Annotated in this window: 27 protein-coding genes, 1 tRNA gene and 1 riboswitch; of the genes, 12 read left to right on the top strand and 16 right to left on the bottom strand. The window is 70.0% G+C overall.

Features of this window, described 5'->3' with window-relative positions; genetic code table 11:
- Positions 1-85: 85 nt before the first annotated feature.
- The 4 genes from FBR43_RS02715 to FBR43_RS02700 all read right to left on the bottom strand — a co-directional run bounded on the left by FBR43_RS02715 (position 86) and on the right by FBR43_RS02700 (position 3,550).
- Positions 86-757 carry a spermidine synthase family protein gene (locus FBR43_RS02715; protein ID WP_136941674.1) on the bottom strand — a complete coding sequence of 224 codons (672 nt, stop codon included), beginning with the start codon at positions 755-757 and terminating at the stop codon, positions 86-88.
- Positions 754-1,089 carry a DUF6481 family protein gene (locus tag FBR43_RS02710; RefSeq protein WP_136941673.1) on the bottom strand — a complete coding sequence of 112 codons (336 nt, stop codon included), beginning with the start codon at positions 1,087-1,089 and terminating at the stop codon, positions 754-756. Before FBR43_RS02710 ends, FBR43_RS02715 begins: the two co-directional genes overlap by 4 nt.
- An 84-nt stretch (positions 1,090-1,173) precedes the next feature.
- A complete protein-coding gene (locus tag FBR43_RS02705; RefSeq protein WP_136941672.1) occupies positions 1,174-1,926 on the bottom strand; it encodes a TrmH family RNA methyltransferase in 753 nt (250 codons plus the stop codon).
- A gap of 4 nt (positions 1,927-1,930) precedes the next feature.
- A complete protein-coding gene (locus FBR43_RS02700; RefSeq protein WP_249276416.1) occupies positions 1,931-3,550 on the bottom strand; it encodes a M20/M25/M40 family metallo-hydrolase in 1,620 nt (539 codons plus the stop codon).
- Positions 3,551-3,693: 143 nt separating this feature from the next.
- Here FBR43_RS02700 and FBR43_RS02695 point away from each other — a divergent pair.
- Positions 3,694-3,779 (top strand) — tRNA-Tyr (locus tag FBR43_RS02695).
- A 37-nt stretch (positions 3,780-3,816) separates the two neighbouring features.
- On the opposite strand, the gene FBR43_RS02690 is transcribed toward FBR43_RS02695, so the two are convergent.
- Positions 3,817-5,079, bottom strand: coding sequence for a dicarboxylate/amino acid:cation symporter (locus tag FBR43_RS02690; RefSeq protein ID WP_317128303.1), 1,263 nt, complete (start codon positions 5,077-5,079; stop codon positions 3,817-3,819).
- A gap of 84 nt (positions 5,080-5,163) precedes the next feature.
- On the opposite strand from FBR43_RS02690, the gene glmM reads away from it, so the two are divergent.
- The gene (glmM, locus tag FBR43_RS02685) at positions 5,164-6,501 is read left to right on the top strand and encodes a phosphoglucosamine mutase (RefSeq protein WP_136941670.1); all 1,338 of its coding nucleotides are present in this window, start codon (positions 5,164-5,166) and stop codon (positions 6,499-6,501) included.
- 185 nt (positions 6,502-6,686) lie between these two features.
- Here the strand turns inward: glmM and gcvPB are convergent, their stop codons facing one another.
- From gcvPB to FBR43_RS02660, 5 genes are all read right to left on the bottom strand, one after another.
- The gene (gene gcvPB / locus FBR43_RS02680; protein WP_136941669.1) at positions 6,687-8,249 is read right to left on the bottom strand and encodes an aminomethyl-transferring glycine dehydrogenase subunit GcvPB; all 1,563 of its coding nucleotides are present in this window, start codon (positions 8,247-8,249) and stop codon (positions 6,687-6,689) included.
- Positions 8,246-9,604, bottom strand: a complete 1,359-nt coding sequence (gene gcvPA / locus FBR43_RS02675) for an aminomethyl-transferring glycine dehydrogenase subunit GcvPA (protein WP_136941668.1) — start codon at positions 9,602-9,604, stop codon at positions 8,246-8,248. The genes gcvPB and gcvPA overlap by 4 nt, the downstream gene beginning before the upstream one ends.
- Positions 9,605-9,720: 116 nt before the next feature.
- On the bottom strand, positions 9,721-10,092 hold the full coding sequence (gene gcvH / locus FBR43_RS02670; RefSeq protein ID WP_136941667.1) for a glycine cleavage system protein GcvH: 372 nt from the start codon (positions 10,090-10,092) through the stop codon (positions 9,721-9,723).
- The gene (gene gcvT, locus FBR43_RS02665; protein ID WP_136941666.1) at positions 10,089-11,237 is read right to left on the bottom strand and encodes a glycine cleavage system aminomethyltransferase GcvT; all 1,149 of its coding nucleotides are present in this window, start codon (positions 11,235-11,237) and stop codon (positions 10,089-10,091) included. Before gcvT ends, gcvH begins: the two co-directional genes overlap by 4 nt.
- 170 nt (positions 11,238-11,407) lie before the next feature.
- Positions 11,408-11,505: riboswitch (glycine riboswitch) on the bottom strand.
- 102 nt (positions 11,506-11,607) lie between these two features.
- The gene (locus FBR43_RS02660; RefSeq protein WP_249276415.1) at positions 11,608-12,258 is read right to left on the bottom strand and encodes a hypothetical protein; all 651 of its coding nucleotides are present in this window, start codon (positions 12,256-12,258) and stop codon (positions 11,608-11,610) included.
- A gap of 122 nt (positions 12,259-12,380) precedes the next feature.
- On the opposite strand from FBR43_RS02660, the gene ispH reads away from it, so the two are divergent.
- The 3 genes from ispH to rnhA are packed head-to-tail and all read left to right on the top strand — an operon-like array spanning position 12,381 to position 14,789.
- Positions 12,381-13,358: a 4-hydroxy-3-methylbut-2-enyl diphosphate reductase gene (gene ispH / locus FBR43_RS02655; protein WP_136941665.1), complete on the top strand. Its 978-nt coding sequence runs from the start codon at positions 12,381-12,383 to the stop codon at positions 13,356-13,358.
- 10 nt (positions 13,359-13,368) lie between these two features.
- The gene (gene thrB, locus FBR43_RS02650) at positions 13,369-14,334 is read left to right on the top strand and encodes a homoserine kinase (RefSeq protein WP_136941664.1); all 966 of its coding nucleotides are present in this window, start codon (positions 13,369-13,371) and stop codon (positions 14,332-14,334) included.
- Positions 14,331-14,789 carry a ribonuclease HI gene (gene rnhA, locus FBR43_RS02645; RefSeq protein ID WP_136941663.1) on the top strand — a complete coding sequence of 153 codons (459 nt, stop codon included), beginning with the start codon at positions 14,331-14,333 and terminating at the stop codon, positions 14,787-14,789. The genes thrB and rnhA overlap by 4 nt, the downstream gene beginning before the upstream one ends.
- Before the next feature lie 22 nt (positions 14,790-14,811).
- On the opposite strand, the gene FBR43_RS02640 is transcribed toward rnhA, so the two are convergent.
- From FBR43_RS02640 to hisC, 3 genes are all read right to left on the bottom strand, one after another.
- Positions 14,812-15,174 carry a hypothetical protein gene (locus tag FBR43_RS02640; protein ID WP_136941662.1) on the bottom strand — a complete coding sequence of 121 codons (363 nt, stop codon included), beginning with the start codon at positions 15,172-15,174 and terminating at the stop codon, positions 14,812-14,814.
- A 70-nt stretch (positions 15,175-15,244) separates the two neighbouring features.
- On the bottom strand, positions 15,245-16,174 hold the full coding sequence (locus FBR43_RS02635) for a prephenate/arogenate dehydrogenase family protein (RefSeq protein ID WP_136941661.1): 930 nt from the start codon (positions 16,172-16,174) through the stop codon (positions 15,245-15,247).
- Positions 16,174-17,268 carry a histidinol-phosphate transaminase gene (gene hisC, locus FBR43_RS02630; protein WP_136941660.1) on the bottom strand — a complete coding sequence of 365 codons (1,095 nt, stop codon included), beginning with the start codon at positions 17,266-17,268 and terminating at the stop codon, positions 16,174-16,176. Before hisC ends, FBR43_RS02635 begins: the two co-directional genes overlap by 1 nt.
- Positions 17,269-17,387: 119 nt before the next feature.
- Between hisC and FBR43_RS02625 the strand changes: the two genes are divergently transcribed.
- Genes FBR43_RS02625 through metW form a run of 3 tightly spaced genes read left to right on the top strand, consistent with a single transcriptional unit; the run spans position 17,388 to position 20,726 of the window.
- The gene (locus tag FBR43_RS02625) at positions 17,388-18,950 is read left to right on the top strand and encodes a flavin monoamine oxidase family protein (protein ID WP_136941659.1); all 1,563 of its coding nucleotides are present in this window, start codon (positions 17,388-17,390) and stop codon (positions 18,948-18,950) included.
- Between the two features lie 46 nt (positions 18,951-18,996).
- Positions 18,997-20,136: a homoserine O-acetyltransferase MetX gene (metX, locus tag FBR43_RS02620; RefSeq protein ID WP_136941658.1), complete on the top strand. Its 1,140-nt coding sequence runs from the start codon at positions 18,997-18,999 to the stop codon at positions 20,134-20,136.
- Complete coding sequence (metW, locus tag FBR43_RS02615; RefSeq protein ID WP_136941657.1) at positions 20,133-20,726, top strand: methionine biosynthesis protein MetW; 594 nt, start codon at positions 20,133-20,135, stop codon at positions 20,724-20,726. The genes metX and metW overlap by 4 nt, the downstream gene beginning before the upstream one ends.
- 28 nt (positions 20,727-20,754) lie before the next feature.
- Here the strand turns inward: metW and FBR43_RS02610 are convergent, their stop codons facing one another.
- The gene (locus FBR43_RS02610) at positions 20,755-21,339 is read right to left on the bottom strand and encodes a TlpA family protein disulfide reductase (RefSeq protein ID WP_249276414.1); all 585 of its coding nucleotides are present in this window, start codon (positions 21,337-21,339) and stop codon (positions 20,755-20,757) included.
- A gap of 16 nt (positions 21,340-21,355) precedes the next feature.
- Between FBR43_RS02610 and argH the strand changes: the two genes are divergently transcribed.
- From argH to FBR43_RS02590, 4 genes are read left to right on the top strand one after another with little or no spacing between them, the layout of a single operon-like run.
- Positions 21,356-22,732, top strand: coding sequence for an argininosuccinate lyase (gene argH, locus FBR43_RS02605; protein ID WP_136941655.1), 1,377 nt, complete (start codon positions 21,356-21,358; stop codon positions 22,730-22,732).
- Positions 22,729-22,965: a hypothetical protein gene (locus FBR43_RS02600; RefSeq protein ID WP_136941654.1), complete on the top strand. Its 237-nt coding sequence runs from the start codon at positions 22,729-22,731 to the stop codon at positions 22,963-22,965. The genes argH and FBR43_RS02600 overlap by 4 nt, the downstream gene beginning before the upstream one ends.
- 12 nt (positions 22,966-22,977) lie before the next feature.
- Positions 22,978-24,234, top strand: a complete 1,257-nt coding sequence (gene lysA / locus FBR43_RS02595) for a diaminopimelate decarboxylase (protein ID WP_136941653.1) — start codon at positions 22,978-22,980, stop codon at positions 24,232-24,234.
- Between the two features lie 3 nt (positions 24,235-24,237).
- Positions 24,238-24,999 (top strand): precorrin-2 dehydrogenase/sirohydrochlorin ferrochelatase family protein, encoded by a 762-nt coding sequence (locus FBR43_RS02590; protein ID WP_136941652.1) that lies wholly within the window; start codon positions 24,238-24,240, stop codon positions 24,997-24,999.
- 4 nt (positions 25,000-25,003) lie between these two features.
- Here the strand turns inward: FBR43_RS02590 and FBR43_RS02585 are convergent, their stop codons facing one another.
- Both FBR43_RS02585 and FBR43_RS02580 read right to left on the bottom strand, forming a co-directional pair.
- Positions 25,004-25,279, bottom strand: coding sequence for a hypothetical protein (locus FBR43_RS02585; protein ID WP_169542442.1), 276 nt, complete (start codon positions 25,277-25,279; stop codon positions 25,004-25,006).
- A gap of 4 nt (positions 25,280-25,283) precedes the next feature.
- Positions 25,284-26,345 carry a glycerophosphodiester phosphodiesterase gene (locus FBR43_RS02580; protein ID WP_136941651.1) on the bottom strand — a complete coding sequence of 354 codons (1,062 nt, stop codon included), beginning with the start codon at positions 26,343-26,345 and terminating at the stop codon, positions 25,284-25,286.
- Between the last annotated feature and the right edge of the window lie 36 nt (positions 26,346-26,381).

Here is a 26,381-nt window from a genome sequence, read left to right as displayed (position 1 = left end):
CCCCACCCGGCCTCCCAAGATACTACCGATGGGAGGCCGGGTGGGGGAGCGGGCCGGTGCCGTTTCGGCGTAGCCGACCAAGACTCTAGCGTTTGCGCGCGAACCAGATCATGTGCAGCGGCCCCTTGCCGTTGGCGCGCGCACGCAGCTTCACGGCCTCGACCTCGAAGCCCGCGCTCGCCAGACGGCGCGTATAGGCCGCGTCGGGCGCCGCCGACCAGATCGCCAGGATACCCTCGGGCCGCAGCGCCGCACGCGCCGCCGCCAGCCCGCGCGGACCGTACAGCCCGTCATTGCCGGGGCGCGTCAGCCCGTCGGGGCCGTTGTCTACATCGAGCAGGATGGCGTCATAGACGCCGCGCGCCGCTGCGATCGTCGCGGCCACATCCTCGATGCGCAGCGCAACGCGCGGATCATCGAGACAGCCGGCGGTGAGATCGGCCATCGGCCCGCGTGCCCAGTCGATGATATCGGGCACCAGCTCGGCGACGGTAAGGCGTGCGTCGGCGCCGAGCGCGCCGAGCGCCGCACGCAGCGTGAAGCCCATGCCATAGCCGCCGATCAGCAGATGCGGCGCTGGACGGCCCGCCAGCCGCTCGCACGCCATCGTCGCGAGCGCGGCTTCGGAGCCGCTCATGCGGCTGCTCATCAGCTCGTTGCGTTCGAGCATGATGATATGGTCGCCGGCGTGGCGGATAAGGCGGAGCGGCGGGCCGCCGGGTACTTCGGCGACCGCGACCAGCTCGCGCGGCTTCACCGCTTGCGCGCCTTTCGCGCGGCATAGCGCGCATCGCGGGCGGCCTTCAGTTCGGCTTCAGTGCGTACCGCGCGTGTGGCCTCGGCAGCCTCGGCCTCGGCGCGCGCGCGCTTGGCTTCTTCCTTGGCCTGCTTCTCGGCCTCGGCGGCGGCGAGCTTGGCGGCACGGCGCTCGGCGGCGGCGGCCTCCTTGGCGGCGCGCGCTTCGGCGCGCGCGGCGACGGCGGCCGGATCGGGCGCGGGCTTGGCGCGCAGCTTGTCGAGCGCGGCCTGCTTGGCGGCGCGCGCGGCAGCGGTACGTTCGTTGAAATCGGGTGCTTTATAACCTGCCATTGTCCATTCCGTTGGGGGGATCGTATCGATCGACAAACGCCCCTTAGCCGATTCCGCCCAAAAGTCGCACCCACCGGCGCAAAATCAGCGGCGCGCCGCCACCGCATAGAGCGCGATCGCCGCAGCGTTCGACACGTTGAGGCTCTCGACCTTGGGGCTGATCGGCAGGCGCGCGAGCGTGTCGCAATGCGTCATCGTGTTGTGGCGCATCCCCTCGCCCTCGGCACCGAGCACCAGTGCGACCTTGCCGCCGCCCGTCAGCGCCTGATCGAGCGTCACCTCGGTGCCGCCCGCCAGGCCGACACGCCAGAACTCGGCCTCGGCGATCTCGCCCAGCGCGCGCGCCAGATTGACGACGCGCACCCATGGCACGAGCTCGAGCGCGCCCGATGCCGCGCGTGCCAGCGCGCCGCTTTCGGGCGGGGCGTGCCGATCCTGCGTGACGATCGCCAGCGCGTCGAACGCTGCGGCCGAGCGCAGCACTGCGCCCACATTGTGCGGATCGGTCACCTGATCGAGCACCAGAAGCGGCCGCCTGTCGCGCGCGCCCTGTTCGAGCACGTCGCCGAGCCAGATGTCCTCGAGCGGATCGACCTCGATCACCAGCCCCTGATGCGGCGCGTCGCCGGGCACCAGCCGGCCGAGATCGGCGACGTCGGCATAAGTGACGGGGATGACGGGCGGCAGATCGAGCGCGCCCACCGCCTCGCGCGTGCCCCACAGCTTGCGCACCGTGCGTTCGGGATTGGCGAGCGCGGCGAGCACCGCGTGCCGCCCCCAGAAGCGCGGGCGGGCATTGTTCTGCTGGCTGGAAGGGCGGTGTCCGCGACGGGCCATCTCGTTACTCGGCGTTGGGATCGGGGGTGGCGAAGGGGTTGGTCGGCAGCGGCTGGCGCGGCAGCGGGTTGCGCGGCAGCGGCGCGTCGGCATTGGCGGCCTGGAGCAGCATCCATGCCAGCACCATCGCGCCCTGGCGCATGTCGGCAGGCACCAGATGGTCGAAGGTGTCGGCACTCGAATGATGCGTCGTGCTGTTATAGTCGAGCGGGTCCTGCACGAATTGGAAGGCGGGCAGGCCGAGCGCGGCCATGAACTGGTGATCGGTCCCGCCCGTCTCGCCGAACACGACGGCGCCCGAACCCATCGGTGCGAAGGGGCTCAGCCATTCGCGCAGCTTGGGCACCGCGGCGGCGTTGTTTTCGGCATGGATGCCGCGCAGCCGGCCCGAGCCGTTGTCGATGTTGAAATAGGCCGCGAGATCGCGATAGCCGGCCAGCGGCGTCACGGGATAGCGCTGCGTCTGGTTGACATAGGTCTGGAGCGCGTTCTCGCGCGCCGCCGGCGCGGGCCGGCGCGCCAGATTGCGCTCGATATAGGCGATGCTGCCATAGAGGCCCTGCTCCTCGCCGTTCCACAAGGCGAAGCGGATGGTGCGCTTGGGGCGCACGCCCATGGCCTTCAGGATGCGCGCGGCCTCCATCACCATCGCCGAGCCCGCTGCATTGTCGACCGCGCCGTCGCCAGCCACCCAGCTGTCGTAATGCGCGCCCGCCATCACATAGCCCGCCGCGCGATCGGTGCCCGGAATGTCGGCGAGGATGTTGTAGGCTTCGGCATTGCCGTCGTGGAAGCTGACATCGCTCACGATCTCGAGCGTCGGCGGCGTGCCCGAGGCGGCGAGGCGGGCGAGGCGGCGATAATCCTCGGCGGCGATCTCGACACCGGGCAGCGACGCGCCGGTGCGGTGCAGATAGCCCTCGCCGTGCAGCAGCTTGTTGTCGCGGTACGACATGCGCGCGAAGGCGAGCGCGCCTTCGGCCTTAAGGAAGGCGTCAAGCTCTTCTTCGAAGGTCAGCGCCGCCTGCATCCGGGCGTTGCGCGCGGGATCGTGGCGCGGCTCCTCGAACGTGTCGAGCTTGGCAATGTCCTCGCCGGTCAGCCGCTTGAACGGCGCATCGGTGCGCTCGCGCACAGTCGCGCCGGGTGCCGAGATCATCACGATGCGCCCGCCGAGCTTGCCGCGCCACGCCGCGAAATGCTCGCGCTTGCTCAGCGGCGCGACGATCACGGGGGCAGTGAGCGTGCCCTGCGTCGCGGGCGTCCATGCGATGGGGATGGCAGTGAGTTGCAGCGCGCGCGGCGTCATCATCCGCACGCTCGATCGCTCGATCGACCAGCCGCGGCCGAAATCGAAGCCTTCCTTGCGCGCGTTGGCGAGGCCCCATTCGGCGAACTTCGCCACCGCCCAGTCCTCTGCGGTGCGCATCTGCGGCGAATTGGTGAGGCGCGGGCCGATCACGTCGGTCATGTGCTGCGCCAGCACCATCACCTGGCTGCGGTTGGTGCCTTCATCGACGACGCGCGCGAAATCGGGCGCGGGGGGCACCGTCTCCTGCGCGTACGATGCGGCGGGCGGCGCTACCATCAGGCTGGCAGCGGCAAGCAGGCGGACTAGATGCATCACTTCCCCCGGACGGTCGCGCGCCCGTGCGGCACGCGTCGCCATCTGCTATGCGCGCGCTCCCGCCAGCGCAAGCCGGGGCCAAGCGTTGACAGGCGATAGCCGCTGCGGCATGGGGCGCGCTCGCTTTTCGAAGCGGCCCTGGACAGGTGGCCGAGTGGTTAAAGGCAGCAGACTGTAAATCTGCCCGTGCAAGCGTACGCTGGTTCGAATCCAGCCCTGTCCACCACTCTCCTTGCAGCTCGGGTAGATGCTCGCGCGCCCGTTCAGGCGTCGGGGGCGTGTGCCGCGAGTACTGCATCGCCTTCGCCGCGCGGCGTCGTCTCGCCGCGCGAGACCATGCTGGTGACGGCCACGTCCATCGTCACATTGCCCAGCGTGCGGATGATGTCTGGCATCGTCTCGACCGCCACCAGCAGCGCCAGCGGCTCGATCGGCACGCCCATCGCGAGCGCGATCGGCGCGATCGACGAGACGAAGCTGATCGATCCCGGCAGGCTGACCGCGCCGAGCGTGGTGATCGCCGCCGCCGCGATGCCGATCGCGATCTGCTCGGGGCCGAGCGCCATGCCGAACACATGCGCGACATAGAGCGCGACCGACAGGTTCATGGCGGGCCCGGTGAAGCGGAAGATCGCCACCGCCAGCGGCAGCACCACGCCCGCGGTCGCCACGGGCAGGCCCAGCGCCTCGGTGCCGCGCAGCATCGCCGGCAGCGAGGCGAGCGAGCTCTGCGTGCTCACCGCCACGGCCTGTGCCGGGAACACCGCGCGCACGAAGCGCGGCAACGGCACGCCGCCGCCCAAGCGCGCGGTGGGATAGGCCAGCGTCCAGACGAGCACGCCGGTGCCCGCGACCACCGCGACATAATGGACGAGCGCGCCGAAAGCGGCGGTGCCAGCGCGCGCCCCGACGACATAGGCGAGCGCGCCGACGCCGATCGGCGCCAGCCACAGCACCCAGCCGATCACCACCAGCATCGTGTCGGCGATCGCCTGGAAGAAGCGCGTCAGCAGATCGCGTGGCTCGTCGGGCAGGCGGGTGAGCGCGAAGGCGAAGGTGAGCGTGAACACGATGAGCGGCAGGAAATTGTCCTCGGCCGCCGCCATGATCGGATTGGTGGGCACCATCGCCACGAGGAAGTCGGAAAAGGGCGGCACCTCGCCTGCCGGTGCCGCGCTGGTGAAGGCGGCGCGCAGTGCGGAGCCGGCATCGGCGGGCAGCGGGAACCAGTCGAGCAGCGTCAGCGTGATCGCGGCACCAAGCGCCGACGAAAGCCACAGGAAACCGATGAAGATCGCGATCGCGCGCCCCGCCAGCCGGCTCGCTTTGGCGGCCCGCGCGGTGGCGGCGACGCCGGTGACGAGCAGCGCCACCACCAGCGGCACGATCGTCATGCGCAGCGCGTTGAGCCACATCGTGCCGATCGGCTGCGCTACCGCCGATCCCGCCTCGGCCCAGCCCGGCTGGACGGTCGCCAGTCCGATGCCGATCGCGAGGCCCGCGAACAGCGCCAACAATATACGCATGGGTTGCGACATACTCGCCCTTCTTGTCTTGCGGCGCTATCGGTCGCCCGGCACGAAGCGGGCAAGGTGAGGACGCGAGCGGCGATGGCAAGAAAATATTTCGGCACCGACGGGATTCGGGGCGAAACCAACCGGTCGCCGATGACCGCGGCGATGGCGATGCGCGTCGGCATGGCGGCGGGCGCGCACTTCCGTCGCGGCGATCACAAGCATCGCGTGGTGATCGGCAAGGACACGCGCCTGTCGGGCTATATGCTCGAGAACGCGCTGGTTGCGGGCTTCACCTCGGTCGGCATGGATGTGGTGCTGGTGGGGCCGATGCCGACGCCCGCCGTGGCGCTGCTCACGCGATCGATGCGCGCCGATCTGGGCGTGATGATCTCGGCCAGTCACAATCCTTATGCCGACAACGGCCTCAAGCTGTTCGGCCCCGACGGCTACAAGCTCTCGGATGCCGACGAACTGGCGATCGAGGCGCTGATCGACGGCGAGGTGCCGCTCGCCGCCGCCGCCGATATCGGCCGCGCCAAGCGGATTGAGGATGCGCGCGGGCGCTACATCCATTTCGCCAAGGCCACCTTCCCCGAGGATCTGCGGCTCGACGGGCTGCGCGTGGTGGTCGATTGCGCCAATGGTGCCGCCTATCAGGTGGCGCCCTCGGCATTGTGGGAACTGGGCGCCGAGGTGGTGGCGATCGGCGTCGAGCCCAATGGCAAGAACATTAACGACCATGTCGGATCGACCGCGCCGGCCACCTTGCAGGAGACCGTGGTGGCGAGCGGCGCGGCGATCGGCATTGCGCTCGATGGCGATGCCGATAGGCTGATCGTAGTCGACGAGGGCGGCCGCGTGATCGACGGCGACCAGCTGATGGCGGTGATCGCGGGCGGCTGGGCGCGGCGCGGACGGCTGAACGGCGGCGGGCTGGTGGCGACGGTCATGTCGAACCTGGGGCTCGAGCGGCATTTGAAGGCGCAGGGCATTGGCCTGGTGCGCACCAAGGTGGGCGACCGCTACGTGCTCGAGACGATGCGCTCGCGCGGGCACAATGTCGGCGGCGAGCAATCGGGGCACATCATCCTGTCGGACTATGCGACGACGGGCGACGGGCTGGTCGCGGCGTTGCAGGTGCTCGCCGAAATGGTACGCGCCGATGCGCCGGCAAGCGAGGTGCTGCATCGTTTCGATCCGGTGCCGCAGATTCTCAAGAACGTCCGCTTCTCGGGCGGCAAGCCGCTCGAGGCGGCGAGCGTGATCGACGTGATCGCCGCCGCCGAGGCCGATCTGGCGGGCCGCGGCCGGCTGGTCATCCGCCCTTCGGGTACCGAGCCCGTGATCCGCGTGATGGCCGAGGGCGACGATCGGGGCGAAGTCGAGGCCGTGGTCGACCGCATCTGCGCGGCGGTGCAGGCGGCGGTTTGAGGCGGCGCCATCCTTCCTCGCGCCGTTCGTGCTGAGTAGCGGCCGAGTAGCCCGGAGGGCGTATTGAGGACGCGTATCGAAGTACTGCCGCCTGGTGAGTGGTTCCTTCGATACGCCATCTCGATACGCCGCTTCGCGGCTACTCGACGGCTACTCAGAACGAACGGACTAGGAGCAGGACGAGCCTAAGCCGCCGGCTCCTGCCACGCCAGCACGGGCTTTCTCGCCGCCAGCGTTTCGTCGAGCCGGCGGCGCGGGGCGAAATGGGGGGCCGATTTGAGGCTGGCGTCGCCGGCCTTGGCGCGCGCCGCGACCGCCTTCACCGCGCCGATGAACTGATCGAGCGCGGCCTTGCTCTCGGTCTCGGTCGGCTCGACGAGCATCGCGCCGTGGACGACGAGCGGGAAATAGACCGTCATCGGGTGATAGCCCTCGTCGATCAGGCCCTTGGCGATGTCGAGCGTCGAGAAGCCCTCGGCGAGCCCTGCATCGCTGAACAGTGCTTCGTGCATGCACGGCCCCGAGTCCGCGAACGGCGCGTCGAGCGTGTCGGCAAGGCTGCGCAGCACGTAATTGGCGTTGAGCACCGCATCCTCGGCAACCTGCCGCAGGCCGTCGGCGCCATGGCTCAGGATATAGGCGAGCGCGCGCGTGAACATGCCCATCTGGCCGTGGAACGCGGTCATGCGGCCGAAGCTGTCGGGATGGCGGTCGCCCACCGTCTCCTCCTCGACCAGCGTGATATGCCCGTCGGCATGGCGCTCGGTGAAGGGCAGCGGGCCATAGGGCGACAGCGCCTTCGACAGCACCACCGGCCCCGAGCCCGGTCCGCCGCCGCCATGCGGCGTGGAAAAGGTCTTGTGCAGGTTGATGTGCATCGCATCGATGCCAAGATCGCCCGGCCGCACCCGCCCGACGATGGCGTTGAAATTGGCGCCGTCACAATAGACATAGCCGCCGGCGGCGTGGACGGCATCCGAGATCGCCTTCATGTCGCGCTCGAACAAGCCGCAGGTATTGGGGTTGGTAATCATCACCCCCGCCACGTCGGGGCCGAGCCGCGCCTTCAGCGCCCCGAGGTCGACGCGGCCTTCGGGCGTGGCGGGAATGTCCTCGACCTTGAAGCCGGCAAAGGCCGCGGTCGCCGGGTTGGTGCCGTGCGCGCTTTCGGGGACGAGGATGACGCGGCGGTCATGCTCGCCACGCGCCTCGAGCGCGGCCTTGATGCACAGGATGCCGCACAATTCGCCATGCGCGCCCGCCTTGGGGCTCATCGCGACGCCGTGCATGCCCGTCAGGTCGATCAGCCAGAAGGCCAGTTCGTTGATGACGGCGAGCGCTCCCTGCACCGTATCGACGGGCTGCAGCGGGTGAACGTCGGCGAAGCCGGGCAGCCGCGCGACCTTCTCGTTGAGCCGCGGATTATGCTTCATCGTGCACGAGCCGAGCGGGAACAGGCCGAGGTCGATGGCGTAGTTCTGGCGGCTGAGCCGGGTATAGTGACGCACCGTCTCGGGTTCGGACAGGCCGGGCAGGCCGATCGGCGCGGTGCGCGCGAGGCCCGCAAGGCGGTTTTCGCCGGCGGGCACTTCGGCAAGGTCCACGCCCGTCGTCGCGCTGTCGCCAATCTCGAAGATCAGCGGTTCTCCGAGCATCAGCGCGCGGTTGCCGGTGTGCGTCGCGGGCGCGGCGCCCTCGCCGGCGGGCTGCATCTCGGGCTTCCAGCCGCTCTGGTTGATCGCGTTCATGCCAGCACCTCCTGAAGTGCAGTCGCCAGCGCCTCGACATCTCCGGTCGTCGTCGTTTCGGTGACCGCCACCACCAGCCCGCGCTCGAGCGCCGCTTCGCCCGGATAGAGCCGGCCGAGCGACACGCCCGCCAGCACCCCGCGTTCGGCGAGCGTGCGCACCACGGGCCGCGCTTCCTGCGGCAGGCGCAGCGTGAATTCGTTGAAGAAGGCGGGCGTCACCAGTTCGACGCCGGGCACCGTCGCCAGCCGATCGGCCGCCGCGCACGCCGCCTGATGGTTGATCGCCGCCAGTCCGCGCAGGCCCTTTTCGCCCAGCAGCGTCATGTGGATCGAGAAGGCGAGCGCGCACAACCCGCTGTTGGTGCAGATGTTGCTCGTCGCCTTTTCGCGGCGGATATGCTGCTCGCGCGTCGACAGCGTCAGCACGAAGCCGCGCTTGCCCTCGGCATCCACGGTCTCGCCGCACAGCCGGCCGGGCATCTGGCGGACATATTGCTGCTTGCACGCGAACAGCCCCACATACGGCCCGCCGAATTGCAGCCCGACGCCCAGCGCCTGGCCTTCGCCCACCACGATGTCGGCCCCCATTTCGCCGGGCGAGCGGATGGCGCCCAGCGCCACCGGCTCGGTGACGACGGCGATCAGCAGTGTCTTGTTCGCGCGGCACGCCTCGGCCAGCGCCGAGAGATCGCCGATGCGCCCGAGGATATCGGGATATTGCACCACCACGCACGAGGTTTCGCCGTCGATCGCGGCGATGAGCGCGTCGGTATCGGGCTCGGCGGCGAGGCTCGGCAGGCGCGTGTCGAGCACGTCGCCGGTATATTTCGCCATCGTCCGCGCGACCGACACATAGTGCGGGTGCAGCCCGCCCGAGAGCACCGCTTTGCCGCGCCGCGTGATGCGCCGCGCCATGGTGATTGCTTCCCAGCACGCGGTCGAGCCATCGTACATGCTGGCATTGGCGACATCCATGCCGAACAGCCGGGCGACCTGGCTCTGGAACTCGAACAGCATCTGCAACGTGCCCTGCGCGATCTCGGGCTGGTAGGGCGTGTAGGCGGTGAGGAACTCGCCGCGCTGGATGAGGTGATCGACGCTGGCAGGCACATGGTGGCGATAGGCGCCGCAGCCGAGGAAGAAGGGCACTTCGCCCGCCACAGTGTTGCGGCGTGCCAGTGCCAACATGTGACGCTCGACCGCGAGCTCGCTGGCGTGCAGCGGCAGGCCGGCGATGGGCCCGTCGAGGCGCGCTTCAGCGGGCACGTCGGCGAACAGATCATCGATGCTGGCGGCACCGATCGTGGCGAGCATCGCCTCGCGATCGGACGGGGTGAGGGGCAGGTAGCGCATGGTGGCCTTTCAGGAACCGTCACCCCAGCGAAGGCTGGGGTCTCACGCCGCAAACCGACCTTGGCGTCGTACATGCAGCCCGAGATGCCAGCCTTCGCTGGCATGACGAACTTGAGTCAGAGCGTGGCGACGAAGTCCTTGTACGCCGCTTTGTCCATCAGCCCTTCGAGCTCGGACGGGTGCGTGAGGCGCAGCTTGAAGAACCAGCCTTCGCCTTCGGGGTCGCTGTTCACCAGCGCCGGTTCGTCGGCGAGTGCCGCATTGCCCTCGGTGATGCTGCCCGAGACGGGGGCGTAGACGTCGCTCGCCGCCTTGACGCTCTCGACCACGGCGGCCTCGTCGCCCTTGGCGACTTCGCGGCCGGCATCGGGCACGTCGACGAACACCACGTCGCCGAGCTGGCCGGCGGCATAGGCTGTGATGCCCACCGTCGCGCCGTCGCCGGCGACTTCGATCCACTCATGGTCCTGCGTATAATGACGGCTCACTGGCTTGCTCCCTTGCGAACATAGCGATGGGGGACGAACGGCATCGTCGTGACGCTGGCGGCATGACGCTTGCCGCGCTGTTCGAGCGCGAGGCGCGTGCCCGGCGTTGCATAGCCCGCGGGCACATACGCCATCGCGATCGGCGCGCCGACACTGGGAGCGAACCCGCCCGAAGTGACGCGGCCGACCTGTTCGCCGGCGGCGTCGACCACCATCGCGCCTTCGCGCACCGGCTGGCGCCCTTCGATCAGCAGCCCGACGCGGCGGCTGACAGCGCCCTCGGCGGCTTCGGCAAGGATGCGCTCGGCGCCGGGGAAGCCCCCCCCGGCGCGGCGGCGCTTCGACAGCGCGAAGCCCAGATCGGCGGCGACGGGCGTCGTCTCGGGATCGAGATCATGGCCGTAGAGCGGCAGTCCGGCCTCGAGCCGCAGCGAATCGCGTGCGCCGAGGCCCGCGGGCTTCACCTCGGGCTGCGCGGCGAGCGCATCGGCAAATGCTTCGACGGCTTCGGACGGCACCGAAATCTCGAACCCGTCCTCGCCGGTATAGCCCGAGCGGCTGATCCAGAGCGGCGTGCCCTGCCAGTCGAACGCAGCGGCGGTCATGAAGGTGAGCGCCGCGACGCCGGGCACCAGCCGGCGGAGCGCGTCGACCGCCTTCGGCCCCTGCAACGCCAGCAGCGCGTGATCGTCCATATGGTTGAGCTGGATCGCATCGGGTAGATGCTCGCGCAGATGCGCGATATCGTCCCACTTCATCGCGCCGTTGACGACGAGATAGAGGTCGCCGCCCGGAAGCCGAGTCACCATCAGGTCGTCGAGGATGCCGCCATCCTCGCCCAGCAGCAGCGAATAGCGCAGCCGGCCCTCGCCGAGCCCAGCGATGTCGCCGGGCAGCAGTGCCTCGAGCGCGGTATCGGCGCCGTCGCCCGACAGGCGCAGCTGGCCCATATGGCTGACGTCGAACAGCCCGGCCGCTTCGCGCGTCCACAGATGCTCGGCCATGATGCCTTCATACTGGATGGGCATCGGATAGCCGGCGAAATCGACCATGCGCGCGGCGCGCGCGCGGTGCCAGCCGTCGAGCGGCAGGATCAGCGCCTCGGGCGCATCGGCTTCGTCGAGCAGGTCAGGCGAATCAGGCAATGCGCGGCTTTCTGGCAGAGGGGTGGCACACGATGGTCCCGCGGCGCATGCGGCCGCCGGCGGATCATCGCCCCCTCTGTCACGGAACCTGAGAGCTTTCCTCCGCGCGGAACGGCGAAGTTACCCCTTCGGTGGCACCGGCTGAAAGCCGGCGCGCTTTCCAGAGCGTCGAGCCATGCGCGGTCCCGATACCTGAGAGATTCCGGGGCGGTTGCTCCTTCGGTGGCTTGCCTGAATATACAGGCGAGCGCTCTCCCGCGCATGTCGCTGCCGGTTGCCCGGTATCGACGCCCGCTCCTTCGCGGGCGCCTGCGGCCGAGTCAATTTGCAACACATACGATCGGCACGATTTTTCGCGCCGGGCGAAGCCTTATCGGGTCGCGTTGTAGCGCAGCTGCTCGTCGGTGAGCTGGAAGCCCACCAGCGCCTCGAACGAGGCGCGCGCCACGGCGGCGCGCACGCCGGGGGCGGCGAGCGGATCGGTCGCGGCTTCCTCGCGTCCCGCGCGGCGGCGGCGCGTGAGCTGGTCGCGCACTTCGGCGGGCAGCGTCGCGGCGCTGCGCGCGATCACGCTCGTCGCGGTCGCCTGCACGCTCGCGCGCGGCTGACCGGCGGGGAAGTCGATCGTCACCTCACCCACGCGCTTGGCGGTCACGTTGGTGCCGCCGCGCACGATGGCGATGAAATAGGGCAGCGTCACGCGCCGCGCGGCATCGGCGCGCAGCCGGCTCGCGACCACGTCGAAGGTCACGCTGGTGACGACGTCCTCGCCCGTCTCACCGCAGGTGGCACGCACATTGGTGATCGCCGCGGTCACGTCGATCGCCGATGCCTCGCGGCTGGCGGGCGGATCGAACAGCGTGATGTCGCCCGTGCCGGCAGGCACGCCCACCGTGGGGCAGGCGGTGCGCACCGCGGTGATGCCGACGCCACCGTCGACCTCGATCTCGCCGGTGCGCCGGCAGCCGGTGACGAGGATGGCCGCGCACAACAGCGGCAGGCCTAGCTTCGCATAACGCAACGGGCGGGCACCTTTCAAACGACACGCACGGACATGGGCGGCGGCGCATGGCGCCTCCCCCACAGGCGCGCGACCATAGGTTTCGCCTTCCGCGCGCGCAAGCAATCGCGTAGAGGCGGTGCATGAGCGACAGCATCCATGCCGATCCCGCCGCTGGCCCCCGGCCACGGCTCGAGCTTCTGATCGCGGCGCCGCGCGGCTTCTGCGCCGGCGTCGATCGCGCGATCCGCATCGTCGAGCTGGCGATCGAGCGCTATGGCGCGCCCGTCTATGTCCGTCACGAGATCGTCCACAACAAGTTCGTGGTCGATACGCTGCGCCAGCAGGGAGCGATCTTCGTCGACGAGCTCGACGAGGTGCCCGATGGGGTGCCGGTGGTGTTCTCGGCGCATGGCGTGCCCAAGGCGGTGCCCGCCAAGGCCGCCGAGCGCGGGCTTTCCTATCTCGACGCCACCTGCCCCTTGGTATCGAAGGTGCACCGCCAGGCCGAGCGGCTGGTGGCGGCGGGGCGGCACATCCTGTTCATCGGCCATGCCGGCCACCCCGAGGTGATCGGCACCTTCGGCCAGGTGCCCGAAGGCACGATCACGCTGATCGAGACCGTCGAGGATGCCGAGGCGCTGGCGCCGGCCGATCCGGCCAATCTGGCGTTCCTCACGCAGACGACGCTGTCAGTCGACGATACCGCCGCGGTGCTCGCCGCGCTGCGCGCGCGCTTCCCCGATATCGTGGCGCCGCATGCCGACGACATCTGCTACGCCACTACCAATCGCCAGACCGCGGTGAAGGCGATCGCCGCCTCGTGCGACATGGTGCTGGTGATCGGCGCCCCCAATTCGTCGAACTCGCTGCGGCTGGTCGAGGTCGCCGAGCGCGAGGGCATTCGCGCGCGACTGGTGCAGCGCGCCGCCGATCTCGATTTCGCCTGGCTCGAAGGCGTCGCGACGCTCGGCATCACCGCTGGCGCATCGGCGCCCGAACTGCTCGTGCGCGAACTGGTCGACCTGCTGGCGACGCGCTACGACATCAGCGAGCGCGAGGTCGAGACGACGCGCGAATCGATTGCCTTCAAGCTGCCGCGCGGCCTCGAAGCGGCCTGAGCCGCACGCGATGGCAGTCTATACGCAGGTTTCGGCCGAGGCGCTGGCGCGCTTCCTCGCCGGTTTCGAAGTCGGCGAGCTCGTATCGGCGAAGGGCATTGCCGAGGGCGTCGAGAACTCGAACTATCTGGTCGAGACAACGCAGGATCGCTTCATCCTGACGCTGTACGAAAAGCGCGTGTCGGCGGGCGATCTGCCCTATTTCCTCGCGCTGCTCGATCACCTTGCCGCCACGGGCCTGCCCGTGCCGCCCGCCATCGCCGATCGCGAAGGCCGCGCGATCCACACGCTCGAAGGCCGCCCCGCCTGCCTGATCCGCTTCCTGCCCGGCGTGTCGCTGTCGCACCCGACGCCCGCACAGGCGCTGGCGGCGGGCGACGCCATGGGCGCGATGCACGCCGCGGTCGCCGATTTCGACGGCCATCGCGACAATTCGATGGGGCAGGCGACGTGGCGGCCGCTGCTCGACCGCTGTGGCGCCAGCCTTGATGCGATCGCACCCGGCCTCCATGCCGATATCGCCCATGTGCTCACGCGGATCGAGGCCGACTGGCCCGCGCATCTCGATCGCTGCGCGATCCATGCCGATCTGTTTCCCGACAATGTGCTGATGCTGGGCGACCGCGTGACCGGGCTGATCGACTTCTATTTCGCGTGCACCGATCTGCGCCTCTACGATCTCGCGGTGATGCATGCCGCGTGGAGCTTCGATAGCACCGGCCGCGATCATGATGCGGCGGTGGGCGACGCGCTGATCGAGGGCTATTCGCGCCATTATCCGCTGACCGACGACGAGCGCGGCGCGTTCGCGACGCTTGCTGCCGGCGCGTGCATCCGATTCACGCTGTCGCGCGCGTGGGACTGGCTCAACACGCCCGCCGACGCGCTGGTGACGCGCAAGGACCCGCTCGCCTTCTGGCGGCGGCTGCGGGTGTATGATCCGAACCTAGCCAGCTTGCTAAAGACGCTCGCATGACCGAACTTCCGCATGTCGAGATCGCGACCGACGGCGCGTGCAAGGGCAATCCCGGCCCCGGCGGCTGGGGCGCCCTCATCCGCTTCGGCGAGCGCGAGAAGGAATTGTCGGGCGGCGACCCGCTAACCACGAACAACCGCATGGAATTGATGGCGGCGATCGAGGGGCTGAACGCGCTCACCAAGCCGTGCCGCGTCACTCTGTCGACCGACAGCCGCTATGTGATGGACGGCCTGACCAAATGGATTCACGGCTGGCGCAGGAACGGCTGGAAGACCGCCGCGCGCCAGCCGGTGAAGAATGCCGAACTGTGGCAGGCGCTGCTCGCCGCGGCGGCACCCCACCGTGTCGAATGGAAATGGGTCAAGGGCCATGCCGGCCATCCCGACAACGAACGCGCCGACAAGCTGGCGAGCGATGCCGCGGTCGCGGCGGGGCGAAGCGGCAGGAGCTAGCCCGAGCGCGTCGGCGATCCGGCTACTCGGCGCGCACGGCGTTCCAGTTGAACAGGAAAGCGCGGTGCTCGGCCCAGGTCTGGCCTTCGAGGCGGTCGCCGCGCAGGCAGGCGCTGCTGTGATAGGGGCCGACGCCGTCGGTAGTGCGGAAGGCGAGGCAGGTGCGCCCGCGATCGGTCTTCCAGCGCCCGCCCTCGATCGCGCTGTCGTAGAACGAGCCCGTGACGCTGCCGTCGGGTGCGAGCGTCAGCGCCATCGGCTTGGTGTAGGGCTGGGCGGGATCGGTCGAGAGATCAACGGTCCATCGGCCGCCGGCATCCCCGGCCTGACCCGCACATGCGGGCGCAGCGATTGCGGCAAACATGCAGGCGAGCGCGAACCGCATCGAACCATCCCCCACCTTTAAGCGGCTGGAAGATATCGCGGCGTGAACACCGGCGCCAGCCTGTGGAGCGTCAGTCGTGCGACCGGCCGAAATCGGGGCGCGCATCGTCCTGTCCTTGCTCGACGATCGAGCGGCGCACTGCGCGCGTGCGCGTGAACAGGTCGAACAGTTCGTCGCCCTTGCCCCAGCGGATCGCGCGTTGCAGCGCCGAGAGATCCTCGGAAAAGCGTTGCAGCATATCGAGCACCGCCTCGCGATTGGCGAGGAACACGTCGCGCCACATCGTGGGGTCGCTGGCGGCGATGCGCGTGAAGTCGCGAAAACCGCCGGCCGAATATTTGATGACTTCGGACTGCGTCACTTCCTCGAGGTCCGATGCGGTGCCGACGATAGTATAGGCAATGAGGTGCGGCAGATGGCTGGTGATGGCGAGCACGCGGTCGTGATGGTCAGGCGCCATGACCTCGACCTCGGCGCCCAGCATTTCCCAGAACGCCGCGATGCGCGCGACGGCGGCAGGGTCGGTGCCTTCGGGCGGTGTCAGGATGCACCAGCGATGCTGGAACAACGTGGCGAATCCCGCTGCCGGGCCGCTCTGCTCGGTGCCCGCCACCGGGTGCGCGGGGACGATGGCGTGGGCAGGCAGCGCCGCCGCCAGCGCCTCGACCACGCTTGCCTTGCACGATCCGACATCGGTGACGATCGCGTGCGGCGCCAGATGCGGCGCCATCGCTTCGGCGGCGGCCGCCATCGCGCCGACCGGCACGCACAGCACGACGAGATCGGCGTCGGCCACCGCCTCGCGCATCGCATCAGGCAGGTCGTGGCACAAAGCGAGGTCGCGCGCGGCATCGCGCACGCCGGCAGCGGCGTCATAGCCCGTAACGGTCGCATCGGGCAGGTAGCGGCGTACGCCGAGCGCCACCGACGAGCCGATCAGGCCCAGCCCGATGACGGCGATGCGCGCGAACCCCGACCCGAGCGGCGTCGAGCGCGCCATCAGCCGCCGACGATCGCGCGGATCGCCGCCAGCACGCCCTGCGTCTCCTCGGCGGTGCCGATCGACACGCGCAGTCCGTGCGGCAGCCCCTGGCCGGGCAGCCAGCGCACGATATAGCCCGCGTCCATCAATGCCTTGTAGGCATGTTCGGCGCTCACCGGTCCTTCGAACAGCACCAGCACGAAATTGGCCTTCGAGGGCACCGCGCGCAGCCCGGCATTGCCGAGCTTGCCGATCTCGGCCGCGAACCACTCGCGCCATTCGGCATTGTGACGGCGGCTGGCGTCGACGAAATCGGTCGCGGCGAGCGCCGCCACCGCCGCTGCCTGCCCCGCCGTCGTCACGTTGAACGGCGCGCGGATGCGGTGCATCGCATCGATGATGTCGGCCGAGGCATAGCCCCAGCCGATCCGCTCGGCGGCAAGGCCGTGGATCTTCGAGAAGGTGCGCGTCACCAGCACATTGGGCTCGTCGGCGGCCATCGCCAGTCCGCGATCGTCCTCGTCGGCGTCGATATACTCGGCATAGGCCTGGTCGATCACCAGCAGCACCGACTTTGGCAGCCCCGCGTGCAGCCGCGCGATCTCGTCGCGCGCGGCGAAGGTGCCCGTCGGGTTGTTGGGGTTGGCGACGAACACCACGCGCGTCGCCGGCGTCACGCGATCGAGAATGGCGTCGACATCGGTGGCATAATCCTTGTCGGGTGCCACCACCGGCGTCGCGCCGACGCGCCGCGTCGCGATCTCGTAGACCGCGAAGCCGTAGCGCACGAAGATGATCTCGTCGCCCGGACCGGCAAAGGCGCCGGCGGCGAGGTGCAGCACCTCGTCCGATCCGGTGCCGTAGATCACGCGCGCGGGATCGAGCCCGTGCGCGGCGGCGATCGCTTCGCGCAGCATGGCGGCGCCGGCATCGGGATAGCGGTCGAGACTGGCGCGCGCGGCGTCGAACGCCTCGCGCGCGGCGGGCGAGGTGCCGAGCGGATTTTCGTTCGACGAAAGCTTGGCGACCTGGCGGCCGTCATCGGTCTTGGAACGGCCCGGCACATAGGGCGCGATATCCATGATCCACGGCTTGGGAAGGGGGGCTTGCATGGCGTGCGGCATGGCCGAGCAGGTCCGATATGGCAAGGTGGCAGCACGAACCGCATATGCTAGGCAGCGCGCGATCGGCGTATCGATTGTGTGGGGGCGTGGGCTTGGCGGGAGGGGCAATGCGGGGGAGCGAACTGCTGTGGCGCGCGCTGGGGCTGGCGCGGCGCGCCAACCTGGCCGCCGCGGGCGAAGCCGCGCCGGTTCGCGGCAGCGCCGCGCCGGCACGCCGCGCCGTGCTGAAGGCACTGGGCGGCGCGGCGCTGGTCGGGGCGGCGCCGCTGCCGGTGCGCGCGATCGCCGCCGATACGCGTGTCGCGATCATCGGCGGCGGTATCGCCGGGCTTGCCGCCCTCATGCATCTGCGCGACGCCGGCATCGACGCGCGGCTGTACGAAGCGCGCAACCGGCTCGGCGGGCGCATCGCGACGCGCCGCCTTGCCGATGGCGCGGTGTTCGAGGATGGCGCGCAGCTGGTGAACAGCGATCACGCCGATCTTCAGGCGCTCGCACGGCGCTTCGGCATCGCGCTTGTCGACCGCAAGGATTCGCCGCACCGCTCGCTCGTGCTCGCAAACGGGCGCGCGGTGGACGAGGGCGCGCTCGCCGAAGCGCTTCGCCCGATCGCCGCGCAGATCGCCTCCGATGCCGACCGGCTCGACCGCGATTACGCCGCCGTCGCCGCCGAGCTCGATCGCCTGTCGGTCGCCGCCTATCTCGATCGGCACGCCGCGCTGCTGCCCGAGCCCTGGGTGCGCGATCTGCTCGCGATGAGCTGCCGTACCGAATATGGCGCCGAGCCGCACGACGCCACCGCGCTCGAGCTGGTGTTCAACCTGCCGACGGTCGGCAGCGAGCGCGTCGAGGTGCTGGGAGGCAGCGACGAGCGCTACGTCATCGAGGGCGGCAGCAGCCGGTTGATCGAGGCGATGGCGGCGGGGCTGGGCGCTGCGGTGCATTTCGGTCGGCGCGCGACGCGCATCGAGCGCGCGGGCGCGGGCTATCGCGTGGCGTTCCTCGACGGGTCCGAGGTGATGGCCGATCGCGTCATCGTCGCGGTGCCCGCGCCGATCCTGCGCCAGCTCGACCTCGCGGTGCCGCTCCCCGCGCTCTGGCGCAGCTACATCGCCGCCGCCGAGCTGGGTCGCAACGAGAAGCTGCACGCAGTCGCGACACAGCCCGCCTGGGCCGATACGATCGGGCGGGGCGGCGAATTGTGGCAGACCGATGCCGCCGCGGGCTATGCGCTCGGCTGGGACGGGAGCGTCGCGGGCACCGGATCGACCGCATGGACATGGTTTCTGGGCGGCGACCAGGCGCATGCCGGCAGCGGTGAAGCGGCGGCGTTCACCGGCCGCGCCTTTGCCGCGACGGCGGACGCGGCGCTTCCCGGGCTGGCGGCGGCGCAGACGGGGCCGTGGCGACGCACCGCGTGGCACCGCGACGCGCTGACGCTCGGCGCGTACAGCAATTTCCGGCCGGGCCAGCTCACGCGCTTCGCGCGGCTGTTCTGGCTCGAAAGCGACGATCCCGCCGAGCGGCAGATGGCTGCCGCCGGCGGCCTCGTCTTTGCGGGCGAGCATCTGTCCGATGCGTGGCCGGGCTATATGAACGGCGGGGCGCAGACGGGCCGGCTGGCGGCCGAGACGGTGCTCGCGGCGATCGGCGCGCGGCGCGCGGCGTGATGCGGCCCCTTCAACCCGCCGCCGATCCGCGCTAGCGCGCGCGGCGATGAACGACGATCCGCGCTTCGGGCTCAACCGCCGCGTCGTGCTGCCCGGCCCGCTGCGGCTCGACGGCGGCACTTTGCTGTCGCCGGTCGAAGTCGGGTACGAGACCTATGGCCGGCTGGCCGACAACGGCGGCAACGCGATCCTCATCTGCCACGCGCTGACGGGCGACCAGCATGTCGCCGCCACGCATCCCGTCACCGGCAAGCCCGGCTGGTGGACGCGCATGGTGGGGCCGGGCAGGCCGATCGATCCCGCGCGGCACTTCGTCATCTGCGCCAACGTGCTTGGCAGCTGCATGGGCAGTTCTGGGCCGGCGACGGTCAATCCCGCCACCGGCAAGCCCTGGGGCATGGCGTTTCCCGTCATCACCATCCGCGACATGGTGCGCGCGCAGGCGCTGCTGCTCGATCATCTGGGCGTCGAGCCGCTGATGGCGGTGGTCGGCGGATCGATGGGCGGCATGCAGGCGCTGAGCTGGGCCGCGACCTTCCCCGAACGCGTCAGCGCCGCCGTCGTCATCGCATCGACCGCGCGCCATTCGGCGCAGAATATCGCGTTCCACGAAGTCGGCCGGCAGGCGATCATGGCCGATCCCAAATGGCGCGGCGGCGACTATTATGCGGCGGGCGATCCGCCGGCGGCGGGGCTCGCCGTCGCGCGCATGGCGGCGCACATCACCTATCTGTCCGAAGCGGGGCTGACCGAGAAGTTCGGCCGCCGGCTTCAGGCGCGGCCCGACCGGCCCGACGGCGCCAAGTCGTTCGGCTTCGACGCCGATTTTCAGGTCGAGAGCTATCTGCGCCATCAGGGCCTTGCCTTCACCGATCGCTTCGACGCCAATGCCTATCTCTACATCACGCGCGCGCTCGACTATTTCGATCTGGCCGAGGAACATGGCGGCACGCTGGCGCACGCCTTTGCCGGTACGCGCACGCGCTTCTGCATCGTCAGCTTCGATACCGACTGGCTCTATCCCACCAGCGAAAGCCGCGTGATCGTGCATGCGCTGAACGCTGCGGGCGCGCGCGCCAGCTTCGTCGAGCTGTCGTCACCCTTCGGCCATGACGCTTTCCTGCTCGAAAGCCCCGAACTGGCGCGCGTGGTCGACGGTTTCCTGCGCGCGGGCGAGACGGCGTGACGCGTGCGCTGCGCCCCGATCTGGCGGTGATCGCGCGGCACGTGGCGCCCGGCAGCCGCGTGCTCGACGTGGGCTGCGGCGACGGCGCGCTGATGGCGGCGCTGCGCGACGAATCGCAGGTCGATGCGCGCGGCCTCGAGATCGATCCCGTCAATGTCGCCACCGCCGTGGCGCGCGGCCTGTCGGTGGTGCAGGGCGATGCCGATGTCGATCTGGCTGACTATCCCGACGCCAGTTTCGACTATGCGATCCTGAGCCAGACGTTGCAGACGACGCGGCATCCCGATCGCGTGCTCGAACATCTGCTGCGCATCGGCCGCCACGCCTTCGTCTCGTTCCCCAATTTCGCGCACTGGCGGGTGCGCGCGTCGCTGCTGTTCGGCGGGCGTATGCCCGTCACGCGACTGCTGCCCGTCGCCTGGTATGCCACGCCCAACATCCACCATGTGACGATCGACGATTTCCGCGCGCTGCTGCGCGAGCGCGGCATCGCGGTGGAGGGGAGCTGGTATCTGTCGAACGGCCGGACGGCCCGGCCGGGCGCGGCGAACCTCCTCGCCGAGCACGCGGTGTTTCTGCTGCGCGGGTAGGGTCGGCGGCGGTTAAGCTCTATCCCGGTCAGCCGGTCGCTTCGCCCAGCAGCCGGGCGGCTTCCTCGCCTGCCCAGTCGAGCGCGCCGGTCACACGCCAGACTTCCTTGCCCTCGGCATCGTAGAGCACCGTCGTCGGCAGATTGGCGCCGAGCCCCACCGAGAAGCGCAGCTCGGGGTCGCTCCATGGTTCGAGCCGGGTGAAGCCCGCGCGGTTGAAATAGGGCACCACCTTGGCCGGGCCATCGAGATCCTGGCTGATCGTCAACACCTTGAGGCCCGATCCCTCGCGCGCCGCCAGTGCCTCGAGCGTCGGCATCTCCTTGACGCACGGCGCGCACCAGGTGGCCCACAGGTTCATGAGCACCGGCGTGCCGCGATAGGCCGCCAGCGTCGTCGTCTTGCCCAGCGGATCGGCAAAGGCGAAGTCGGGGGCGGCCTCGCCCTTGTGGCTGCGATCGATCTGGCCGGCGGGGACCGGGGCCTCGGCCTGCGGCGGCAGCGGCGGGGCGGGCGCGGCGGCGTTGCCGGCTTGCCCGGCGGCGGGCTCTTGCCTATCGCAGCCGCCAACGAACAGGCCCAGCCCGAGGAGAAGCGCGATCGCTGAGCGCAAGACAGGCTCCAATCAGATGTGGGGCGGGCGCTTCGCCGAAGGCCCGTCCGCGGTGATGCGCGAGATCAATGCCTCGATCCCGTTCGACAAGCGGATGTGGCAGCAGGATATCGCCGCATCAAGAGCGCATGCCACGATGCTGGGCGAACAAGGCATCGTCGCCGCCGACGACGTGGCGGCGATCCTCGAAGGCCTCGATGCCGTGGCCGCCGACTATGAGCGCGACGGCCCCGCCGACGACCTCGTGCTCGAGGACATCCACATGCAGACCGAGGCGCGGCTGGCCGAGAAGATCGGCACGCCCGCCGGCCGGCTGCACACCGCGCGCAGCCGCAACGATCAGGTCGCGACCGATTTCCGTCTGTGGGTACGCGACGCGATCGATGCGGTGCTTGCGGGGCTCGACGCGCTGCAACGCGCGCTGCTCGACCGCGCCGGGGAACATGCCGCCGACGTGATGCCCGGTTTCACGCACCTGCAATCGGCACAGCCGGTGACGCTCGGCCACCATCTGATGGCCTATCACGAAATGATCGCGCGCGACGAAAGCCGCTTCGCCGATGCGCGCGCGCGCATGAACCGCTGCCCGCTCGGCTCGGCGGCGCTGGCGGGCACGGGCTTTCCGATCGACCGCGATGCCACGGCGGCGGCGCTGGGGTTCGACGGCCCTACCGCCAACTCGCTCGACGGCGTGAGCGACCGCGATTTCGCGCTCGACTACCTTGCCGCCGCTACCCAATGCGCGCTGCACCTGAGCCGGCTGGCCGAGGAATTCGTGCTCTGGGCCTCGCAGCCCTTCGGCTTCGTCGCGCTGTCGGACCAATGGTCTACCGGCAGTTCGATCATGCCGCAGAAGCGCAATCCCGACGCGGCCGAGCTGGTGCGCGGCCATTCGGGGCGCATTCTTGGGTGCATGACCGCGCTGATGGTGACGATGAAGGGCCTGCCGCTCGCCTATTCGAAGGACATGCAGGACGACAAGCCGCCGGTGTTCGAGGCGCACGACCTGCTCGCCTTGTCGATCGCGGCGATGACGGGGATGATCGAAAGCGCGACCTTCCGCACGACGCGGATGCGCGAAGTCGCCGATGCGGGCTTCGCCACCGCGACCGACCTCGCCGACTGGCTGGTGCGCGAAGCAGGCCTGCCGTTCCGCGAGGCGCATCACGTGACGGGCCGCGTCGTGGCGCGCGCCGAGGCGCTGGGCGTGAAGCTCGAGGCGCTGCCGATCGAGGAGCTGGCCGCAATCCATGCCGGCATCACGCCTGCGGTGTTCGACGTCCTGTCGATCGATGCGTCGGTCGCCAGCCGCAGGAGCTTCGGCGGCACCGCGCCGACGCGCGTGCGCGAAGCGATTGCCACCGCGCGCGCGGCGCGCGAAAAGGGCGCATGATGCGCGCCGCTCCCCTTGCCCTCATCGCCCTGACGCTTGCCGGCTGCGGGTCGCGCGGGAAGCTCGAACCGCCCGAGGGCGCGTCGCTGCCACCGGCGCCCTATGGCGCCACCGCGACGCCGACCGCGACCGATCTGCTCACGCCGACGACGCAGCAGCGCCCGACGCGCGGCGACGAGATCCGCAGCGCCGAGGAACGCCCCAACGATCCCTTCCAGCTGCCGCCGCGCTAAGGGACCCTAGCGATGGACCATTTCGAACACCGCGACGGCGTGCTGCATGTCGAGGGCGTCTCGGCCGAGGTGATCGCCGAGGCGGTGGGTACGCCCGTCTACATCTACTCGCGCGCCACGCTCGAACGCCATGCGCAGGTGTTCCGCGATGCCGTGGCAGGCTCGGGGCGGCATCACGTTGCGTTCGCGGTGAAGGCCAATCCCAATCTCGCGGTGCTGCGCGTGCTCGCCAAAGCGGGGCTCGGCGCCGATGTCGTCTCGGGCGGCGAGATGGCGCGCGCGCTTGCGGCGGGCATGGCGCCCGCCGACATCGTGTTCTCGGGCGTCGGCAAGACCGATGCCGAACTGGCCGCCGGGCTGGAAGCCGGAATCGGCCAGTTCAACCTCGAGGTCGAGGAGGAAGGCCGCGTGCTCGGCGCGCTCGCCGCGGCGCGCGGACAACGCGCGCCGGCGGTGCTGCGCGTCAATCCCGATGTCGATGCCGGCACGCACGCCAAGATCTCCACCGGCCGCGCCGAGAACAAGTTCGGCATCGCCATCTCGGACGCGCCGGCGATGTTCGACCGGCTGGCGCGCGAGCCTGGCCTCGATCTGCGCGGCATCGCGGTGCATATCGGCAGCCAGTTGGGCGATCTGGCGCCGCTCGAGGCGTCGTATCGCCGTATCGGGCAGCTGCTCGCCGACCTGCGCGCTGCCGGCCACGCGATCAGCCATGTCGATCTGGGCGGCGGGCTCGGTGTGCCCTATCGCCCCGGCGAGACGCTGCCGACGCCCGCCGAATTCGGCGCGATGGTGGCGCGCGTCACGCAGGACTGGGACGTGACCTTGATGTTCGAGCCGGGGCGCGTGATCGCGGGCAATGCCGGCGTGCTTTTGACGCGCGTCATCTGGGTGAAGCCGGGCGAGGGGCACCCGTGGGTGATCGTCGACGCCGCGATGAACGATCTCGCGCGGCCGGCACTGTACGACGCGTATCATGATTTCGTCGCGATGCGCCCCTCGGGCACGCGCATGACCGCCAACATCGCCGGCCCGGTATGCGAGAGCGGCGATACCTTTGCGAAGGCGCGCGAGATCGACGTCGTCGCGCGCGGCGATCTGGCGGTGTTCCGCACCGCCGGCGCCTACGGCGCGACGATGGCGAGCACCTACAACAGCCGTGCCAAGGTGCCCGAGGTGCTCGTCGACGGCACGCGCTTCGCGGTCGTTTCCGAACGGATCGAGCCGCAGGCGATCGCTGCCGCCGAAGCCATGCCCGACTGGCTCTGAGCGATGCGCGCGACGGGCCTGCCGATCGTCGTGCGGCTGGTGGGCCGGCGCGTGGTGCTGCTGGGTGAGGGCGAGGCGGCCGATGCCAAGCGCCGGTTGCTGGATCGCGCCGGCGCCGTCGTCGTCGATAGCGCCGATGCGGAGACGCGCCTTGCTATCGTCGCGCTCGACGCGCCCGAGCAGGCCGCCGCGGCGCTCAAGGCGGTAGGGCTGCTGGTGAACGTCGTCGACCGGCCCGAGCTTTGCGACTTCACGCTGCCCGCGATCGTCGATCGCGATCCGGTGTTGGTGGCGGTGGCAACGGGCGGCGCGTCGGCGGGGCTCGCGGCAGCGCTGCGCCAGCGGATCGAGACGCTGCTGCCCGAGCGGCTGGGCGCGCTCGCGCTGGCGCTTCAGGCCGCACGCGGCGCGATGCGCGCGCGCTTTCCCGATTCGCGTGCGCGCCGGCTCGCGCTCGCCGAGGCGCTGGGCGAGGGCGGCGTGCTCGATCCGCTGGCGGCACCCGATGATGAGGCGGTCGCCGCATGGCTGGCGAACGATAGCTCCCATGCATCGGCCCGCGTCGAGCGCGTGACCATCACGTCGGACGACCCCGACGACCTGACGCTGCGCGCCGCGCGCCTGCTCGCCAGCGCCGATCGTGTCGTCCACGACGGCAGCATCGCCCCTCCGATCCTCGCGCGCGCGCGCGCCGATGCCGACCGGCTGACCGAAATGCCGCGCGACCGGGCAGCAGGGCTGACGGTGATTCTCGAACGCGGCTGAGCGTTCAGTCGTCGTCGCGGTCGTCGCGCCGCATCTGCCGTTCCTCGGCCTTGCGGCGCTTCATTTCCTTGCGCAGTTCGCGGCCCTCGCGCGCTTCCTGCTTGCGCATCTTGCGGCCATAATTGCGATCGGCTTCTTCCTGGCTGGTGGTCGTCCAGTCGATCACCTGCCCCGTCGCCTTCACCGGCAGCGTCGCCACGTCCCACGCCGTCTTGGCGAGGCAACCGCCGAGCATCGGCGGCAGCGCCGCCAGCATCATCCACCGCAACCCGCTACGCATGGCACTATTCCCCGCCGCGCGCGCCGTTGCGCGCCTCGACGCCAAGATACGGAAAGTCGGTGAAAAAGCCAGTGACGCCGGCGGCGACATGGCGCGCGATCTCATCGGCCAGTCGCCCCGTGGCCTTCGGGTCGGCGCCGATGCGGTCGCGCTCGGGCAGGAAATAGTTTTCGGCGCGGAACGTCCAGGGGTGCACTTGCAACCCGGCCGCGCGTGCACGGCGCGCGAGCCCGGTGTCGTCGCCCTCGTTCGTCACCACCAGCGATTTCTCCGGCCCCAGTCCACGCGCATAGCGCGCGATCGCCGCAAGCCCCGTGTCGCTCAGCATCTCGGCATAGCTCGCCGCCGCGCCATCGGCCGGCGCACCCGCGCTCGCGACAAGCTGGACGAGCGGCACGCGTGTCTGCCTCGCCAGCCGACGCAGATTGTCGACCTCGAACGACTGCACGAACACCGGCGCGTCGGCGCGATCCCATCCCGCCTCGCGCAGTGCCGCGAGCAGCGGAGCATCGAAGTCGAGGCCCCGCGCGGCGAAATAGCTCGGATGCTTGGTTTCGGGATAGATGCCGATCATGCGCCCCGTCTCGGCCGATCGGCGCTTGGCGAGCGCGATCACCTCGGCCAGCGTCGGCACCGCGAACTGCCCGTCGAAGCGCGCATTGCCCGGGCGCAGATCGGGCAGGCGCTCCTTCGCGCGCAGCGTCTTCAACTCGGCGAGCGTGAAATCCTCGGTGAACCAGCCGGTGTGCGTCACGCCGTCGATGGTGCGCGTCGCACGGCGATCGGCGAATTCGGGGTGCTCGGCCACGTCGGTGGTCTGCGTGATGTCGTTCTCGTGGCGCGCCACCAGCGCGCCGTCCCTGGTAAGCACCAGATCGGGTTCGATGAAATCGGCGCCCTGTTCGATCGCCAGATCATAGGCGGCCAGCGTGTGTTCGGGCCGCTCGCCGCTGGCGCCGCGATGCGCGATGACGAGGATGCGGGGCGCTTGGGTGATGCCGGCCTCCCGGGCGGTGGTGCAGCCGGCGGTCCCGGCAAAAATGAGGGCGAGGGCGGCGGATACCATCGCGCGGCGGGGCGTTCTCGACGCATTCGAACGGGG

The sequence above is a fragment of the Sphingomonas baiyangensis genome (assembly GCF_005144715.1).
Lineage (GTDB): Bacteria > Pseudomonadota > Alphaproteobacteria > Sphingomonadales > Sphingomonadaceae > Sphingomonas > Sphingomonas baiyangensis.
The sequence above is the reverse complement of the archived record's forward strand: the minus strand, read 5'-3'. Positions and strand labels throughout refer to the sequence as shown.

What these genes read in the sequence shown, in the direction of transcription:
- FBR43_RS02600 (WP_136941654.1), top strand. Translation starts at nt 22,729, where the DNA reads ATGATGCGCGCCGCTCCCCTTGCCCTCATCGCCCTGACGCTTGCCGGC.
- FBR43_RS02625 (WP_136941659.1), top strand. Translation starts at nt 17,388, where the DNA reads ATGCGGGGGAGCGAACTGCTGTGGCGCGCGCTGGGGCTGGCGCGGCGC.
- FBR43_RS02635 (WP_136941661.1), bottom strand. Translation starts at nt 16,174, where the DNA reads ATGGCGCGCTCGACGCCGCTCGGGTCGGGGTTCGCGCGCATCGCCGTC.
- thrB (WP_136941664.1), top strand. Translation starts at nt 13,369, where the DNA reads ATGGCAGTCTATACGCAGGTTTCGGCCGAGGCGCTGGCGCGCTTCCTC.
- argH (WP_136941655.1), top strand. Translation starts at nt 21,356, where the DNA reads ATGTGGGGCGGGCGCTTCGCCGAAGGCCCGTCCGCGGTGATGCGCGAG.
- FBR43_RS02705 (WP_136941672.1), bottom strand. Translation starts at nt 1,926, where the DNA reads ATGGCCCGTCGCGGACACCGCCCTTCCAGCCAGCAGAACAATGCCCGC.
- FBR43_RS02585 (WP_169542442.1), bottom strand. Translation starts at nt 25,279, where the DNA reads ATGCGTAGCGGGTTGCGGTGGATGATGCTGGCGGCGCTGCCGCCGATG.
- ispH (WP_136941665.1), top strand. Translation starts at nt 12,381, where the DNA reads ATGAGCGACAGCATCCATGCCGATCCCGCCGCTGGCCCCCGGCCACGG.
- hisC (WP_136941660.1), bottom strand. Translation starts at nt 17,268, where the DNA reads ATGCAAGCCCCCCTTCCCAAGCCGTGGATCATGGATATCGCGCCCTAT.
- lysA (WP_136941653.1), top strand. Translation starts at nt 22,978, where the DNA reads ATGGACCATTTCGAACACCGCGACGGCGTGCTGCATGTCGAGGGCGTC.
- gcvPB (WP_136941669.1), bottom strand. Translation starts at nt 8,249, where the DNA reads ATGAACGCGATCAACCAGAGCGGCTGGAAGCCCGAGATGCAGCCCGCC.
- FBR43_RS02580 (WP_136941651.1), bottom strand. Translation starts at nt 26,345, where the DNA reads ATGGTATCCGCCGCCCTCGCCCTCATTTTTGCCGGGACCGCCGGCTGC.
- rnhA (WP_136941663.1), top strand. Translation starts at nt 14,331, where the DNA reads ATGACCGAACTTCCGCATGTCGAGATCGCGACCGACGGCGCGTGCAAG.
- FBR43_RS02710 (WP_136941673.1), bottom strand. Translation starts at nt 1,089, where the DNA reads ATGGCAGGTTATAAAGCACCCGATTTCAACGAACGTACCGCTGCCGCG.
- metX (WP_136941658.1), top strand. Translation starts at nt 18,997, where the DNA reads ATGAACGACGATCCGCGCTTCGGGCTCAACCGCCGCGTCGTGCTGCCC.
- FBR43_RS02590 (WP_136941652.1), top strand. Translation starts at nt 24,238, where the DNA reads ATGCGCGCGACGGGCCTGCCGATCGTCGTGCGGCTGGTGGGCCGGCGC.
- glmM (WP_136941670.1), top strand. Translation starts at nt 5,164, where the DNA reads ATGGCAAGAAAATATTTCGGCACCGACGGGATTCGGGGCGAAACCAAC.
- FBR43_RS02700 (WP_249276416.1), bottom strand. Translation starts at nt 3,550, where the DNA reads ATGCATCTAGTCCGCCTGCTTGCCGCTGCCAGCCTGATGGTAGCGCCG.
- FBR43_RS02690 (WP_317128303.1), bottom strand. Translation starts at nt 5,079, where the DNA reads ATGCGTATATTGTTGGCGCTGTTCGCGGGCCTCGCGATCGGCATCGGA.
- gcvPA (WP_136941668.1), bottom strand. Translation starts at nt 9,604, where the DNA reads ATGCGCTACCTGCCCCTCACCCCGTCCGATCGCGAGGCGATGCTCGCC.
- FBR43_RS02640 (WP_136941662.1), bottom strand. Translation starts at nt 15,174, where the DNA reads ATGCGGTTCGCGCTCGCCTGCATGTTTGCCGCAATCGCTGCGCCCGCA.